Source organism: Pontibacter toksunensis (assembly GCF_042686245.1).
Taxonomy (GTDB): Bacteria; Bacteroidota; Bacteroidia; order Cytophagales; family Hymenobacteraceae; genus Pontibacter; species Pontibacter toksunensis.
This window is the reverse complement of record NZ_JBHUOX010000022.1, coordinates 18,892-33,806: the sequence shown is the minus strand read 5'-3', so window position 1 is coordinate 33,806 and position 14,915 is coordinate 18,892. Positions and strand designations below refer to the sequence as shown.

The window sequence follows — 14,915 nt, the reverse complement described above, 5'->3', positions numbered from 1 at the left end:
CTCTTTATCATTTGTCTGATAAGAGTTCGGCTCTGCCACTTGAGACTTTATAAGTACCTTCGCAAAGAAATATGATGTTAGACCAAGCACCAATATGGCGGTTGTGAGTAGTATGACAAGTGCCACTATATTCATTTTTCGTACATCCCTCCTGCTTTTATTCTTCTTTTGTATGCGATGTACACTAAAAGTGCAATGCCTACAAAAACCATTATCAACAAGGCTCTTGACGCATTGACATAGAACAAGGTATCCTGCAGCCTCTCAATTTCTGCCGGGCTCACAGCGCTGGCCAACTGTTCCTTCAGGCCACTATTCAAGAGTTTCCGGACTATAGAACTGTTGTCCAGTTCCCAACTTCCGTTGAAAGCAGCAGCCCAGTCGTTATTTTTCGGCGTGAACAAAGAGCCCAGGAACACCCAGAGCAGGAGCAGCGGGGTTACAAACTTTATGATGTATTTGTAGATGGTTGGCACCTGTATATCGGCGCCCAAGGTAATCTCACGCCAGCCTCTGTCCATTCCAAATACCCAGGCAAAAAGTATAGACTCAAACAGGGCAAAAATCACCAGCGAGACAGTACCAGCCCAGTAATCGTATTCATCAAACACGCCGTAGTTAAAGAAAAAAACGGTAGGCAGACCCAGTACCAGCACAATCAGGCCGAATGACCAGGCAGAAGATCGGAGCTTCCAATTGAACTCATCCTGCAGAAAACCAATCCAGGGTGTTCCCATAGACAGCGAAGAGGTGATGCCGGCAAAAAACAACAGGCCAAACCACATAAACCCAGCGATGGCACCTAAAACATCGCCCCACTGAAAGAACAGATAAGGCAACGTTTTAAAACCCAGGCCCAGGCCTCCCAGCTTCACCAGCTCCGTTACACGGTCAATGCCGAGGTAGCCGATGGAGATGGGGATTAGGATGGCACTCCCTAGCACCACCTCCACAAACTCATTCATCCAGCCGGCAGACATGGCTCCGAGCGCAATATCATCTTTCTCACGCACATAAGCCGCATAGCAATGGATGGTGCCCATTCCTACGGCAAGTGTGAAGAAGATCTGCCCGGCGGCTGCCAGCCACACTGTCGGTGACCACAGCTCATCAAAGTTTGGCGTCCACAGGTAGTTAAGGCCAACTGAGCTATCGTTTATAGCTCCGCTTTCACCCGCTTCAATGGTGAATCCCTTGTAAGCCAGAAATATCCCAAAAATAATCAGCAACGGCATGCCTATCTTGGCCACACGCTCCACTCCTTTCGCCAGCCCCAGAGACAGGACATAGGTATTGATTAGCAGGCAAAGCACAAAGAACACAATGGGTTCATAGGGCAAGCCAAGGGTGGAGGTATTGAGGTTTACATAGTTGTTAAAGAAATCAGCAACGCCACCCTGCTCCATGTCTTTAAATGTGCCCAGCAAGGAGTGCATCATATAAGACAATGTCCAGGACTCCAGGTAGCAGTAGTAGGCAGCGATGGCAACATTGGTCCAGATACCGAACACGCCAATGTACTTCCAGAGGCGGTTCTTGCCCATCGTATCCACAATGAATGGCGTGGAGTGGTGCCCGTATTTGCCTCCAAACCGCCCCATAGCCCATTCAATCCAAAGGAGGGGAATACCAATTACCAGGAAACAAACCAGGTAAGGGATGATAAAGGCCCCGCCCCCATTCTGCACTGCCTGTACCGGGAAACGAAGGAAGTTCCCCAGCCCAACCGCACTCCCAGCCATAGCTAATATGAGACCTAACCGGGAGCCCCACGATTCTTTGTTAGCACTCATAGTGTAAATAGAGGAGTTTAGCAGTTAAGACTAACAGCGATTTCCCTGAAGATGCTATATCTACAAAGAGCCCCGTTACAGGCAAGATTCAAATAAAGAAACAAAAAGGATTCTATTAAATTATCTTAATGTGATACTATACTATTACTATATTAAAAAAGCCTATATCTGCGGCACCTGGAGAGAGACCGGGACTAGTATATCCGATGTTAAATTGTGCCTATACAGAAAGCACTATACTCTCAGCAGTTGAAAGGGAGTAGCTGTTAACAAGATGCAGCAGTTAAAGCAGACTGCCGGATTATCTTAAAGAAAAAAAGCCTCCATAAGACGGTGTTCATCTCGTGCTGAGATTACTGTCGTGGTATGGAGACTATGCTATACTTAAAGAGAGAAGTGTTCAGGATGATTCACCGGCGGGCGGGCTTTACGTTGCGCCCATAATAAACATCTGCTGGAATGTGGTGCCCCGGGTAAACACGTTCCAGAATGCTGTAGAGTGTAGGGTCGTATGTTTTCAAGTCCTGTGGTGACTGTATGCGCCTGTCTCCGTCGTAGAATTCATAGTTAGACCAGAACCACCACTGGCTGCCTTCCGCCCAGTATTCTGCTACTGTATTGATAGCATACTGGCCTTTGTACATCCCTTTAGCTTTGGCTGCCTCGTAAGCTGGCTCTATCTCCGCATACAGCGCCGGATCTGCCTGGCGGAGCGCGCCCATGATATTGTGGCTGAACTCATGCACGAGAATGTTCTCCCCATAGTAGCGCGTATTTGGATAGCCGAGCAGGTTCTCCTCTGCACAGGAAGTGATGGTGCCTCCCATGCCGCGTGCTCGCTTATTCCAGTACTCTTTGTCCGTCATGCTGGCGATGCCATCTGGCTTATCATAGTTCTCCCGCTCGCCCGGTGTGAGCCGCCGATCATCTCTTGCCGGCTTCTTCCAGTCACTTCGCTCCGGCAGATCAGTCTCCATTTCTGTCTCCGCCATCACGAGTACACGTGCCCCACGCTCGATTAATGCCTCCCGAATATCCATCCGCTTCATCAGCATGTAGTTTACGATATCGCGCGCCATGAGCAGTGCTGTATTTGGGACTTTCTCAGATGAAGTAATAGGAATTCCAAACGCATCAGTATACTTTCTGTAAAACGGATCCAGTTTAAGCGAATCAGGTGGCGCTGTCACCATTACCTGCTCATAGTCCGGCACCAGTGTTTCTTTTGAACCAGGTTCACTCTTTATCGGCTCAGCGGCAACTGTAGGCTGTGAGACAGTGGTGGCCTGTAGATTTGTATTGGAGCAGGACAACAGCAGGGCTACTAGAGGAATAGAGAGAACATGTTTCAGTTTCATAGTTGGTCCTGTTTGACTTGCCAGTTTGCGTCCTGATGCTTTTGCCTGCGTTTCCTATTGCTGGTTTATTAACCTGCCTCCGGGCGGGCAGTGCTGCCTCAGGTAATTTGTGAATAAAGTAGAGAGGTGCTCGTTTGTGCCTTCCCCTTCTGAAATACCATGCGTGCGGTTCGGGTACGGCATCACCTGGAACTGCTTGTTATGCTTTATCAATTCGTTGATGAGCTGCTCAGCATTGTTGTAGTGCACATTATCATCGCCGGTGCCGTGGATGTAAAGCAGATTCCCCTGCAGATTCTTGGCATGTGTGATGGGCGAGCCCTCCACAAAATCCTCCAGGTTCTCCTGCGGTAGTCCCATGTAGCGCTCCTGGTAAATATTGTCGTAGGTGAGTTGGTTTGCCACTGCCGCAACGGCTATGCCTGTTTTGTAAATCTCCGGATGCTGAAACAGCAAGTTGAGTGTGGCAGAACCGCCGCCGCTCCACCCCCACACTGCTACCCGGCTGGTGTCCACGTAAGGCAGTTTCAGGATTTCCTTCGCTGCCATGGCCTGATCGTGTATGTTGAGCATGCCTACTTTCCGGTAAATGCTCTTGCGCCACTCCCTTCCTTTAGGAGCAGGTGTACCCCTGTTATCAATAGAGGCATAGATGTAGCCGTCTTCCGCCATGTTGCCTTTGTAAAGGTGGTTGTTGCCGATGCCATACCGATCCACCACGGTCTGGCCCGCAGGCTCGGTATATACCTGGAACACGATGGGGTACTTCTTGTTAGGGTCAAAGGGAACAGGCTTTACCATCCAGGCATCCATCTCAACGCCTTCACTGGTCTTCACCTTGAAAAACTCTAATGGAGATTTCGACTTATCTGCCTGTGCGACCGCCTGCTCTACGGCACTGTTGCCATCCAAGGCCCTGTGCGCTGGCAGCGACACCCACTCAGAGGCTGGCTTTGTGTAGTAGTTGGAGAAACGGTGATATGCAAATTTAGTATCAGGAGATAGTTCATAAGTATGGGTGCCGGCCTGCGTTTTGGGTGAAAGCCGCTCTGCTTTTCCTTTCCCGTTCAGCCGCACTCGGTAGAGGTACTGCTGTGTGGCATTATCCGGCGAAGCCAGAAAGTATACATAGCCGGTTGCTTCATTTACGGCCACAATATCCATTACATCGTAATTGCCTTTGGTGATAATCGTTTCTTTTTTGCCGTCGCGGCTAACCCGGTACAAGTGCCGCCAGCCATCCTTCTCACTTACCCACAAAAATTCTTTGCCTCCGTTCAACCAGTTCCAGCCTCCAAACCTGTAGTCGCTGTCCCAAGAAGGCAGAATATCAATCCAGGCTGCGTCTTTCTCAGTGTAGATCTGCTTTACCTTTCCGTTGGAGGTATTACTCAAGTATAGCTTGCTCTCATTCTGCTTGCGGTTGAGCTGTTGTAGTATCAGTTCGTTTGCGTTTGCCGCCCATTCCATGCGTGGCACATAGTGCTGCTTCGGGTTACCCGGCACATCCATCCATGTTACCATTGCAGTCGCAACATCCACTACGCCAATCTTGTAAGGAGAAACCGCTTCCCCTGCCACAGGATACTCCACCGGTATAACCACCGGGTAGATGGAATCAGTGTGGTTTATCATGAGGTAATCTTTCACCTCTGTGGCGTCTATCTGCCAGAAGGCAATGGACTTGCTATCCGGGCTCCAGCGGAAGCCGTCGCGGCTATAAAACTCTTCTTCGTATGCCCAGTCAAAAGTACCGTTGATGCGTTTTCGTGTCCCGTCTATTGTGAGCTGCTTTACGGCATTGCTCTCCAGGTCTTCGACATAGATGTTGTTCCCGCTCACGTAGGCTACCTGTGTTCCGTCCGGAGAAAACTTGGCGAACATCAGAGACGATACGGGGAGGTTTTTACCTACCTGAGAGAGTGTTTGCTTTTGCAAATCATACACCCAGTAATCACCTTTTGTATCGAGGCGCCATACTTTTACTGTATTGGTATAGATGAGCAACTTCTGCTCATCCTCCGAGAAAGAAAAGCTACGGACTTTTAAGGGTTCTGACTTGCCTGTCGGCACCAGCTTTTCCTTTGCAAGTATAACCTGCTTCTCCTGGGATGGCAGCGTTGTTTTGATGATAGATCCGTCTTCCTGCTGCGCGTAGGCATTGCCTGCCTTCAACCATATTATTCCGCCCCTGCTTTGTGCACTACCTGAAAGAGAAAAAAGCGATAGCTGCAGCAACAGCAGCAGTAAAAAGAATGGCTTAAAGACTTTTAGAAGCATATCAGGAGTTTTAGGTTTAAGGTTTATCTGCTTTTAGTGGAGGTTGCCTTGCGGCTCTTTTCTGATGATACCACCCCCTTATAAAACTTCCAGCTGGTTTCGTAATTCTCAGGAAGCTTCTGGTCCGTAAGGATGGCTCTGACCATTTCCACTGGAAGGCTGTTCTGATGCAAAACCGCATCATGAAATTGCTTGTTGGTCATTTTCCCGCTGCCGACGAGTTCCTTCTGCAGGGCATAAAACTGCAGGCCTCCCATCATATAGGCTACCTGGTACAAGGGGCTGTAGCGCCCTTCAAACGACCGGCGCACTTCGCCCTCTGCGTTTGCGCGCTCATGCCCTACACGCTCTACTAAAAAGTCAATACTCTCCTGCGGCGTCCATTTGCCGAGGTGGTAATTGAGCGAGAAGATGATGCGGGCACAGCGGTGCATACGCCAGAACAGCATGCCGATGCGGTCTTCTGCCGAGCGCGGAAAACCCAGATCCCACAGCAGCATCTCCCAGTACAGGGCCCAGCCTTCTGTCCAGAACGGTGTTCTGAAGTTCCTATATTCTTTGTAGCGGTTGTTCATGAAGGCCTGCAGATGATGTCCTGCAATCAGTTCATGGTGCACCGTGGCCCGGGAAAAGTGGGGGTTGTTGCCCCGCATGCTCATCAGCTTGTCTGCATGCGCCATGGTATGGGTGGGATAGGAGATGCTGAAAACCTCCCCTCCGGTAAAAAACGGATTTATCAGCTGCCGTTCAGGCGTCATCATCTGCATACGCCAGGTCTCTTCGGCGATGGGCGGTATGGTTATCAGATCTTTCTGCTTTAGGAAAGCGACCGATTGGTTGTACAAATCCAGCATAGCCTCCGGCTGCTGCCCCTCCGGCACATAGGTGTTTTTCACTTTCTCCAGCGCCTTGTGCCAGTCGTCGCCAAAGCCAAGCTCCTGTGAGGCCTTTAGCATTTCCCTATCGCACCATGCAAATTCTTTGTTGGCGATTTCAATCAGTTCCTCCGGGGTATAAGGAATCATCTCATACTCGAGTTGCCTGATGAGTTCTTCTCTCCCGATAGGACTGCCCACGATACCGCTCTGATCCACTTTCTGGTTTTTGCCGGGTACCCTGCCTTTCTTTTCAGCCAGGGCAGCATAGGTTGTCAGTAAAGTATCTACGCGCTTATATGGCTCCGGCACCCACCAGGTAAAGCTTGGCTCGTACTGATTGTAAAATATATAAACGCTTTTCAATCCTTCCTGCAGGTCTTTCACGGCACCCTCCAGCCGGAACGCCAAGTCCCTGTTTAGCGATGCCTCTTTTTCCAGAGCTGCCTTCGAGACTATCAGGTCTTTTTCGATATTGTTTAGTTCTGCGGCTATCCGCTGCCCCTTTACGTTAAGCCCTCTTCTGCGTGGCTTCTCCAATGCATAAACCTTTTCCGCAAAAGATATCCATTTGCTTATCTGCTTATACTCCTCAGCCGCTGTGTTCAGCAGGCGCAACTTATTTTCTAGATCCCGCTTTGTAAGGAGGTAATCTACTCGGCTGCCTGCATTCATCTCTTCATAGTCCAGGTTACCCAGCTGCTGCAGATAATTTGTGTAGAGTTGTTGAAAACGTGCGGTATACTCCGGTGTGTTCCTCATAAAGTAGAAACGATTCAGGCTGCCTTCATCAGCCCGAAGCTGCACCATCAGGTGATGCACATCACTGGTCTGTACATATAAGGACGTGTTGTCCTGGGCCTGGCTGGTTGAGGAAAAAGCCGGGCAAAGGCATAGCAGCAGGACAGAAAGCTTTAGGAAGTTTATATCAGGGAGTTTCATACATCGTTTTTTTGTAGCGTGAACTCAATTAAAGTATGGCTTGAAAGTATGACCTTATTTTGCCTAAGCTTCGTAGCGACAGCTTATCCAGTGCTCCATTAGCAACCCGAAAAACCATTTGCCACTCTCATCTCCCTTCGCCCTTGCTGTGTGTTTTCACCAGCAAGCAAATTTGTCTAAGCTATCGTAGTTTCTGTTTATCCAGCCACCTATAAACGGCCTTTTTCATTGATATGACTTAGCGCTCCACGTCCGCGGGGGCGCGTTTTCCTGTTCAGCGCTGTGTACATTCCCTGCCTAACGGCTGCCACTAACGTGGCACCGGAAATCTACAAGGCGCTTCACATGAAAACTGGAAACGTTTTTCGCTTCTAGCTAATTGATTATTGTTCATTAATTGATAAGTGGTTGTCGCTGTATTGATTCTCGTTCATCTACGTTTCTAACTTATTCTATTGAGCAGCATGCTGTTTTGAATCAATTGTACCTATCCGGTGAGAAGGCATCGATTAGTACAGATGCTTTCCTGTTCATCAGTTCTTCCGCCAGCAGTTTTCCTGTAGCCGGGGCCAGGCTAATGCCCATCATGCTATGCCCGGTTCCAAAAAGCACATTGCTCCAGCGCTCCGTAAATCCGATGTAGGGCAGACCGTCTGGTGAGCAGGGGCGCAGGCCACTCCATACTTCCTTCTTCTCCGGAAACTCACAGGTAAAGCCGCCATAATATCTTGAAATAGAGTCATGGATACCTTTCACACGGTTCAAGTTTATCTTTTTGCTATCATCCGTAATCTCCATCGTGCCGCCAAACCGCACTTTGTTGCCGAAAGGCGTTACGGCTACACGCGCCTCCGTGAGTATGGCCGGGCGCTGAATAGCAGGTGTGTTTTCTGCCAGAAAGCTATAGCCTTTACCACCCAGCATGGGCATTCCTATTTTAAGTTTCTTGGCCACTTCACCGGACCAGGAACCAGCAGCGATGATTACATAATCTCCGGAATAGTTGCCTTTGTCTGTCACAACCGCTTTCACTGCTTTGCCAGAGAAGGCAAAATCGAGCACCTCTGCATTGGTCACGAACTTCACTCCTTTGCTTTTCAGGTGCATGACCAGGAACGTGTTGAGTTTGGCAGGATTCAGATGTGCATCTCCCGGGAAAAGCACGCCTCCCAGCACATCCATGTTATTGTTGGGCTCCAATTGCTGCACTTCCTCCTGCGTCAACACCTCTGCCTTCAGCCCATGCTGGCGGGCCAACTGTGCGAACTCCACCTCCTCATGTGCGGCGGCCTCTGTTTTGTAAAGCATCAGCAGGCCCTTCTCTTCCAGCCCCAGGTCAACCGCGCTGTGCTGCTCTCCCAGGCCCATGTAAAGGCTTTTACTGAGCAGGCTCAGGTTCTTCAGGTACGGTATACTATACTCCACATGCTTTTTAGTGGCAGACTTGTAGAAGAGCATGCACCACTGTGCCAGGCGCAAATCAAGTTTTGGGTGAATGTAAAAAGGACTGGTAGAGGAGAACATCCACTTCAGCCCTTTTGTAATCATGCCGGGAGAGGCCAAGGGCACAATGTGGCTGGGCACAATCATACCCGCGTTTCCGATGGAGCAACTGTTAGTTAAATCACCTTTGTCCAGTATGGTTACCTCAAAGCCTTCTTCTGCTAAATAATAAGCGGTAAAGAGACCTATTATACCACCACCGACTATGACAACGCTGCTCATATTATATCACTTGAAATCCGTGTACATAAGGGTCTTCCTCATCCAGGTAAATGGTGTTGAGGCCTGTTATAATTGCCCAGCCCTCAATGCCTGGAAGTATAGCGGGCTTACCCCCTACATTGGTTTCTTCCTCTATCGTGCCTTTAAAGATGGAGCCAATGTAGCTTTCGTGTATAAACTCCTGCCCCGGCTTTAGCCAGCCTTTTGCATACCACTGGGCCATACGCGCCGATGTACCTGTACCGCATGGGGAGCGATCGATGGCTTTGTCGCCGTAGAAGACAGCATTCCGCGCCGTTGAAGTTTGTTGCAGGGTATCGCCAGTCCAGAGAATGTGTGAGAGACCTCTTATGGTTGGGTTCTCGGGGTGCACAAAGGTGTACTTTTCATTCATGCGCTCCCGGATGACGCGGCTCCAGGAAATCAGCTTATCTGCCGTGAACTCCTGCAGGCCCGGAAAGTTTTCCTGCGGATCAATGATGGCGTAGAAGTTGCCGCCATACGCGACATCCAGTGTCAGTTCACCTAAATCAGGGCATTCAATGGTAAGGGCTTCGGCCTCTAAGTACGAGGCAACATTTACCAGCTTGACCGTCTTTACCTTGCTGCCCTCCTGTGTGTAGCTTACTTTTACCAGGCCGGCAGGTGTTTCCAGGCGCAATTGGCCGGGTATTTTAGGAGTAATCAAGCCTTCTTCCAGCGCAATGGTTACCGTGCCAATGGTGCCATGCCCGCACATCGGCAGGCAGCCACTTGTTTCGATGTAGAGTACCGCGACATCATTAGCAGGGTCGTGCGGCGGATAAAGGATACTGCCGGACATCATGTCGTGGCCCCGTGGCTCGAACATCAGGCCTTTTCTAATCCAGTCGTACTCCCGCAGAAAGTGCTGCCGCTTCTCGCTCATATTGGCTCCTTCCAGGATGGGGCCGCCACCGGCCACTAAGCGAACCGGGTTACCACAGGTATGGGCGTCAATACAAAAGAATGTTTTTCTTGCCATCGTTAGGTCTTACCTACAAACTATCTTTAGTTAACTGTCCGTTTATAGTGCGCCATACAGACAGCGTGTTTGCATCTTTCAATTCTTCAGGGAGCAGTTCCTGCGGTGCCGATTGAAAAGTAACAGGTCGTGCAAAACGCTTGATGGCGTACGTACCGACAGAGGTGCTGCGGCTATCTGTTGTAGCAGGGAAAGGTCCGCCGTGCGTCATGGCATGCGACACTTCAACCCCTGTCGGAACACCTTCAAAAAGTACCCGTCCGCATTTTTCTCGAATAATATCTGTGAGTGTTTCTGCCTGGCTGAGTTCTGATTTACTTCCCCAAATGGTACAGGTGAGTTGGCCCTGCAATTGCTCCGCTGCCTGCTCCAATTCTTCCAGCCCGTTATAGGTAACCACTAACGTAAAAGGCCCGAAGATCTCCTCCTGCATTTCCGGGTTTTGCAACCACTCCTTTACAGATGTTTTGGCCAGCGCTGCTTTGCCTGTCAGCACATCCTCGTCTGGTGTTACCAGTTTTTCAATGCCGCTGTGAGCTGTCAGTTTATTGTATCCTTTGTAATAATTCTCACAGATGCCTTCGTGCAGCATTTTATCCCCTGCCGCTTCACCTAATTTCTCAGCGAGTCTTTCAAGAAACGACGTTGTGTTGTCAGACTCAGGGTAGAAGATAAGGCCGGGATTGGTACAGAACTGCCCCACGCCCAGCAGCACAGATTGCGCCGCCTGCTCGGCCAACTGCTGGCTTTCTGCTTCAGCTTTTTCGGTTAGTACAAAAATGGGGTTTATACTTCCCATTTCAGCATAGACAGGAATAGGCTGCTCCCGCTGACATGCCAGGTCAAAAATAGCTTTACCGCCTTTATAAGAACCTGTAAAAGCAACCGCCTTTGTTTTCGGGTGCCGCACCAGCTCCTGGCCGGCTTCTATACCACCGCTTACATGCTGAAAAGCAGCCTCAGGCAAATCACATGATTTCAATGCTTTCTGAATAGCGCTGTACACCAACTGTGATGTTTTTGGATGCCCCGGGTGCTCTTTGTACACTACCGTACAACCTGCTGCCAGCGCGGAAGCGGTATCTCCTCCGGCAGTAGAAAAGGCTAATGGAAAGTTACTGGCGCCGAACACAACCACAGGTCCGAGCGGCACTAATAACCTGCGGAGATCTGCTCTTGGTAGGGGGCTGCGGTCTGGCAAGGCGGTGTCGATAGTAGCCTCCAACCAGGTTCCTTCTTCCAGCAAATCAGCAAAGAGCCGCAACTGGTTCATCGTTCTGCCCCGCTCACCTGTGATGCGCCCTGCAGGCAGATTAGATTCCGCGCTTGCCGTCTGTATCAACTCATCGCCAAGTGCCTCTATTTCGGCAGCAACTGCTCTTAGAAACTCAGCCTTCTTACTGCCTGCTGTTTTCTTGTATATCTTAAATGCTTCTTCTGATTGATTTAAAATCTGTTCAAATGGCATATTCTGCTTTTTAAGATGATGTGTATATGCTCTGCAGGTTAAACCTGCAGAGCATATGTAGATTTCTACTGTACGAATACAGGAATATCGTCAAATCCTGCTTAGCATGTTACTCAGCAGGAACTTTATCTTTTTTGGACACCTGCTGCTCCAGGTGCAGTTCATCCAGGTTTGGCCTTGTGTCGAGGGCCTGCTGGATGATGTGGAGCACCTGCTCGCGCTCCTCCCCCTCCAGCGGCAGCCGCGGCAGCCGCACCTGCTCGGTGCCCAAACCCGTGTGCACCTCGGCCAGCTTGATGTTCTGCACCAGCTTGGGGTGCACGTCCAGCTCCAGCAGCGGGTAGAACCACCGGTTCAGCGCCACCGCCTCCTTCAGCCTGCCCGCCTTCACCAGCTCATAGATGGCCACCGTCTCCCTTGGGAAGGCACAGACTAAACCGGCCACCCAGCCGTCCGCCCCCAGCACCAGGCTCTCCAGGGCTATCGTGTCCACGCCTGAGAGGATGCGGAACCTCTCGCCGAAGCGGTTGTGCATGCGCGTGATGTTGCCCACCTCCCGCGTCGACTCCTTCACGGCCTGGATGTTGTCGCACTCCACCAGCTCTGAGAACATGTCCAGCGTGACCAGGATGCGGTAGTCGATGGGGTTGTTGTATATCATGATGGGCAGATGAGTGGAGGCGGCCACGGCCTTGAAGTAAGCCACCGTCTCCCGCTCATCGGCCTTGTAGCGCATGGGCGGCAGCAGCATCAGCCCGCTGGCCCCGTTGCGCCCGGCGGATGCGGCCGCCTCAATAGCCCCTGCCGTGGTCTGCTCGGCGATGTTGAGGATGACCGGCACCCGGCCCTCCACATAAGAGACTGTCTCCCGCACCAGCACCGCCTTCTCCTCCTCGCTCAGGGTGCTGGCCTCCCCCAGGGTGCCCCCCAGGATGATGCCGCTCACGCCGGCAGCGAGCTGCGCCTCGATGTTACTGAGGAAGGCTTCGATGTCGAGCCTGTCGTCTTCTGTGAACTTGGTGGTCACCGCAGGGAAAACTCCCTCCCATTGTACTCTCATATGTCTGATTGTTTTGTTGAATAAATGCTTTTTAAAATCTGTTCTCACTCCGCACTTTATAATTTGGCAGAGGAATCGTTGTTCACCTGTTCCCATTCCGGTGGCTCTACGCCGAGCAGGTGCCTGACAAAGAAATCCCGCCGCCTGTGCTCCCCGTAATCCCCGCCAGATGTGTGCCCTGCTCCCGGTATCATCAGGAACTCAAAGTTCTTGTTTGCCTTAATCAGGGCATTGACGAGCTGCAGTGTAGAGGCAGGGTCTACGTTGTCGTCCATTTCCCCAAGTATGAGCATCAGTTTCCCTTGCAGCTTGTGGGCGTTCTCCACATTGGAGGAGGCCGCGTAGTGAGGGCCGATTTTGCCCATCCATTGCTCATTCCACCAAATCTTGTCCATACGGTTGTCGTGGCAGCCCGAGGAAGAAACGGCTACTTTATAAAAATCGGGGTGGAACAGGAGTGCACCGGCAGAGCTTTGTCCTCCTGCAGAAGTCCCGAAAATGCCTACCCTGTCAATGTCCATGTAAGGGTACTTTTTGGCTGCTGCCTTAATCCAGGCTATCCTATCGGGGAAACCGGCATCCTTGAGGTTTTTCCAGCTCACGTCCTGGAAAGCCTTTGAGCGGTTCGAGGTGCCCATCCCATCCAGTTGGACTACAATAAAACCTAGTTCCGCTAACTCGTGCAGGTTGCGTGCCCCACCAAATGTTTTAGGTACGAAGGCGCTGTGCGGTCCGGCATAAATGTATTCGATGACAGGGTACTTCTTAGCGGCATCGAAGTTGCTGGGCCGGATGATGATGCCCCAGATATCTGTCTCACCATCCCTGGCCTTGGAAGTGAACACCTCCGGAGCCTTCCAGCCCGCCTTGTACAACCCCGCCACATCTGCCTTTTCCAGCTCCATGACAACCTTGCCGTCTGAGGCACTTCGCAGCACTGCCACCTGCGGCTGGTCTACCCTGGAGTAGGCATCCACAAAGTACTGGTGTCCTTTGGAGAAGGAGGCTGTATGGTGGGCATTCTCAGAGGTGAGCGCAGTGAGGCCGCTGCCGTCGAAGTTTACCCTATAGTACTGCACAAAGTATGGGTCCTGGTTTTTTTCTCTGCCGCTGCCACCAAAGATGATGCTCCGCTTCTTCTCGTCCACGTGCACCACCTGACGCACTACCCAGTCGCCTTTTGTTATCTGGTTTTTCACTTTACCTGTCTCTCCGTCGAAGAGGTAAAGGTGGTTCCAGCCATCGCGCTCTGAGGCCCAGATGATTTCTTTTCCATCGGAAACATCATTCCTATACTTCTTGCCGCTGTAGTCGATAAAGGTAGTGCTTTCTTCCTTGATGAGTACTTTCACTTTACCCGTCGCTCCGTCTACCTCCAGCACTTTATAGGCTTGGTGGCCCCGCTGGTTATACTCTACTGTGAAGGAGCGCCCGTCCTTCCGCCAACTTGGGTTCGACAGGCCGTACTGCTCGTCGGGGTTGAAAGGCGAAGCATCGATACTTACCTGCTGTTTTGTATCCAACAGGAAAAGCTGCGGCTCCTTCTGGGGCAGAGCGTCTCCTGGCTTAAGGTAGTGGCGGGTGTGCAGCTTTGGCTGCAGTTGATCCTGTGGCGAAGACTCAAGCAGGTGGAGCGGGTGTTCCTGGCCCGGGCGGACCTTGTTTGTGGCCAGCCGCTTTGAGTCAGGTGACCAGGAGATGAACGAAGAGTAGTAATCTCCTGAGGAGCCGTCGTAGCTCAGCTGGTACTCTTCATTACGCTTCTTGTCAGCAGGTTTAACATAGAGGTTGTAGTTTTTGATGAAAGCCACCCACTGGCTATCCGGCGAAGTGACGGGTTTGTTGCCCAATTCGTCACGGCCTGCACCCCAGTACCTGTTTTCCCGCTCCGCTGCCTTTCCTTTTTCCTGCAGCTTATAAGAATTAAGCGAAAGGACCCACTCCTTATCGTTATGCTCAAAGTTCAGTTTTTTGCCTTTGTCGGAGAAGGTAACGGTGGAGAAGGGCAGTTTGTAAGGCAGTACCTCTTCTCCTGTAGCAGCGGAGAGGGCCTTCGCCAGCCGCTCCTGGTCGAAAGCCGGTTTTTTCCTGCGCTTCACAGCATCCACCAGCAGAAACTCTTTCCCACGCGGGGTCTGGCTGATATACCAGAACCGCTCCTCCCCTTCCAGCCAGTTGAAACTGCGGGGGGCGTGGTATACTTTGCCCTCCATGGCTTGCTTCTGCGCCTCTGCCCGCTTGTAGTCCTCCCGTGTGCCCTGTCCCAAAAGGGATGTAGGGCAGCATAGCACCAGCCCAGCCAACAGCCAGATCAAAGGAGAATTGGCGCGTGACAGTGCTGGTATCAGAACGTTCCTGCCGGAGTGTGGAAGAAGAGCCATGTGTTTTCTGCTTTTAGGTGAAGACTATAT

General features: G+C 51.1%; 9 protein-coding genes. All 9 read right to left on the bottom strand.

From position 1 onward, the window contains the following. Nucleotides 1-131: 131 nt before the first annotated feature. The 9 genes from ACFS7Z_RS21635 to ACFS7Z_RS21595 all read right to left on the bottom strand — a co-directional run bounded on the left by ACFS7Z_RS21635 (nt 132) and on the right by ACFS7Z_RS21595 (nt 14,885). Nucleotides 132-1,793, bottom strand: coding sequence for a sodium:calcium symporter (locus tag ACFS7Z_RS21635; protein WP_377489407.1), 1,662 nt, complete (start codon nt 1,791-1,793; stop codon nt 132-134). Between the two features lie 410 nt (nt 1,794-2,203). Beyond that, nucleotides 2,204-3,151, bottom strand: a complete 948-nt coding sequence (locus ACFS7Z_RS21630; protein ID WP_377489404.1) for a hypothetical protein — start codon at nt 3,149-3,151, stop codon at nt 2,204-2,206. A 54-nt stretch (nt 3,152-3,205) separates the two neighbouring features. Then, nucleotides 3,206-5,431 carry a S9 family peptidase gene (locus ACFS7Z_RS21625; protein WP_377489401.1) on the bottom strand — a complete coding sequence of 742 codons (2,226 nt, stop codon included), beginning with the start codon at nt 5,429-5,431 and terminating at the stop codon, nt 3,206-3,208. A 23-nt stretch (nt 5,432-5,454) separates the two neighbouring features. Next, nucleotides 5,455-7,248: a DUF885 family protein gene (locus ACFS7Z_RS21620; protein WP_377489398.1), complete on the bottom strand. Its 1,794-nt coding sequence runs from the start codon at nt 7,246-7,248 to the stop codon at nt 5,455-5,457. Between the two features lie 477 nt (nt 7,249-7,725). Continuing rightward, a complete protein-coding gene (locus ACFS7Z_RS21615) occupies nt 7,726-8,973 on the bottom strand; it encodes an NAD(P)/FAD-dependent oxidoreductase (protein ID WP_377489395.1) in 1,248 nt (415 codons plus the stop codon). 1 nt (nt 8,974) lies between these two features. Then, entirely contained in the window at nt 8,975-9,976 is a 1,002-nt protein-coding gene (locus tag ACFS7Z_RS21610; RefSeq protein WP_377489392.1) for a 4-hydroxyproline epimerase, read from the bottom strand. Between the two features lie 13 nt (nt 9,977-9,989). Then, nucleotides 9,990-11,444 carry an aldehyde dehydrogenase (NADP(+)) gene (locus ACFS7Z_RS21605; RefSeq protein WP_377489389.1) on the bottom strand — a complete coding sequence of 485 codons (1,455 nt, stop codon included), beginning with the start codon at nt 11,442-11,444 and terminating at the stop codon, nt 9,990-9,992. Nucleotides 11,445-11,553: 109 nt separating this feature from the next. After that, nucleotides 11,554-12,504, bottom strand: a complete 951-nt coding sequence (locus tag ACFS7Z_RS21600; protein WP_377489386.1) for a dihydrodipicolinate synthase family protein — start codon at nt 12,502-12,504, stop codon at nt 11,554-11,556. A gap of 56 nt (nt 12,505-12,560) precedes the next feature. Beyond that, nucleotides 12,561-14,885, bottom strand: coding sequence for a S9 family peptidase (locus ACFS7Z_RS21595; RefSeq protein WP_377489383.1), 2,325 nt, complete (start codon nt 14,883-14,885; stop codon nt 12,561-12,563). Nucleotides 14,886-14,915: the final 30 nt, after the last annotated feature.

What these genes read in the sequence shown, in the direction of transcription:
- ACFS7Z_RS21630 (WP_377489404.1), bottom strand. Translation starts at nt 3,151, where the DNA reads ATGAAACTGAAACATGTTCTCTCTATTCCTCTAGTAGCCCTGCTGTTG.
- ACFS7Z_RS21595 (WP_377489383.1), bottom strand. Translation starts at nt 14,885, where the DNA reads ATGGCTCTTCTTCCACACTCCGGCAGGAACGTTCTGATACCAGCACTG.
- ACFS7Z_RS21620 (WP_377489398.1), bottom strand. Translation starts at nt 7,248, where the DNA reads ATGAAACTCCCTGATATAAACTTCCTAAAGCTTTCTGTCCTGCTGCTA.
- ACFS7Z_RS21600 (WP_377489386.1), bottom strand. Translation starts at nt 12,504, where the DNA reads ATGAGAGTACAATGGGAGGGAGTTTTCCCTGCGGTGACCACCAAGTTC.
- ACFS7Z_RS21635 (WP_377489407.1), bottom strand. Translation starts at nt 1,793, where the DNA reads ATGAGTGCTAACAAAGAATCGTGGGGCTCCCGGTTAGGTCTCATATTA.
- ACFS7Z_RS21610 (WP_377489392.1), bottom strand. Translation starts at nt 9,976, where the DNA reads ATGGCAAGAAAAACATTCTTTTGTATTGACGCCCATACCTGTGGTAAC.
- ACFS7Z_RS21625 (WP_377489401.1), bottom strand. Translation starts at nt 5,431, where the DNA reads ATGCTTCTAAAAGTCTTTAAGCCATTCTTTTTACTGCTGCTGTTGCTG.
- ACFS7Z_RS21605 (WP_377489389.1), bottom strand. Translation starts at nt 11,444, where the DNA reads ATGCCATTTGAACAGATTTTAAATCAATCAGAAGAAGCATTTAAGATA.
- ACFS7Z_RS21615 (WP_377489395.1), bottom strand. Translation starts at nt 8,973, where the DNA reads ATGAGCAGCGTTGTCATAGTCGGTGGTGGTATAATAGGTCTCTTTACC.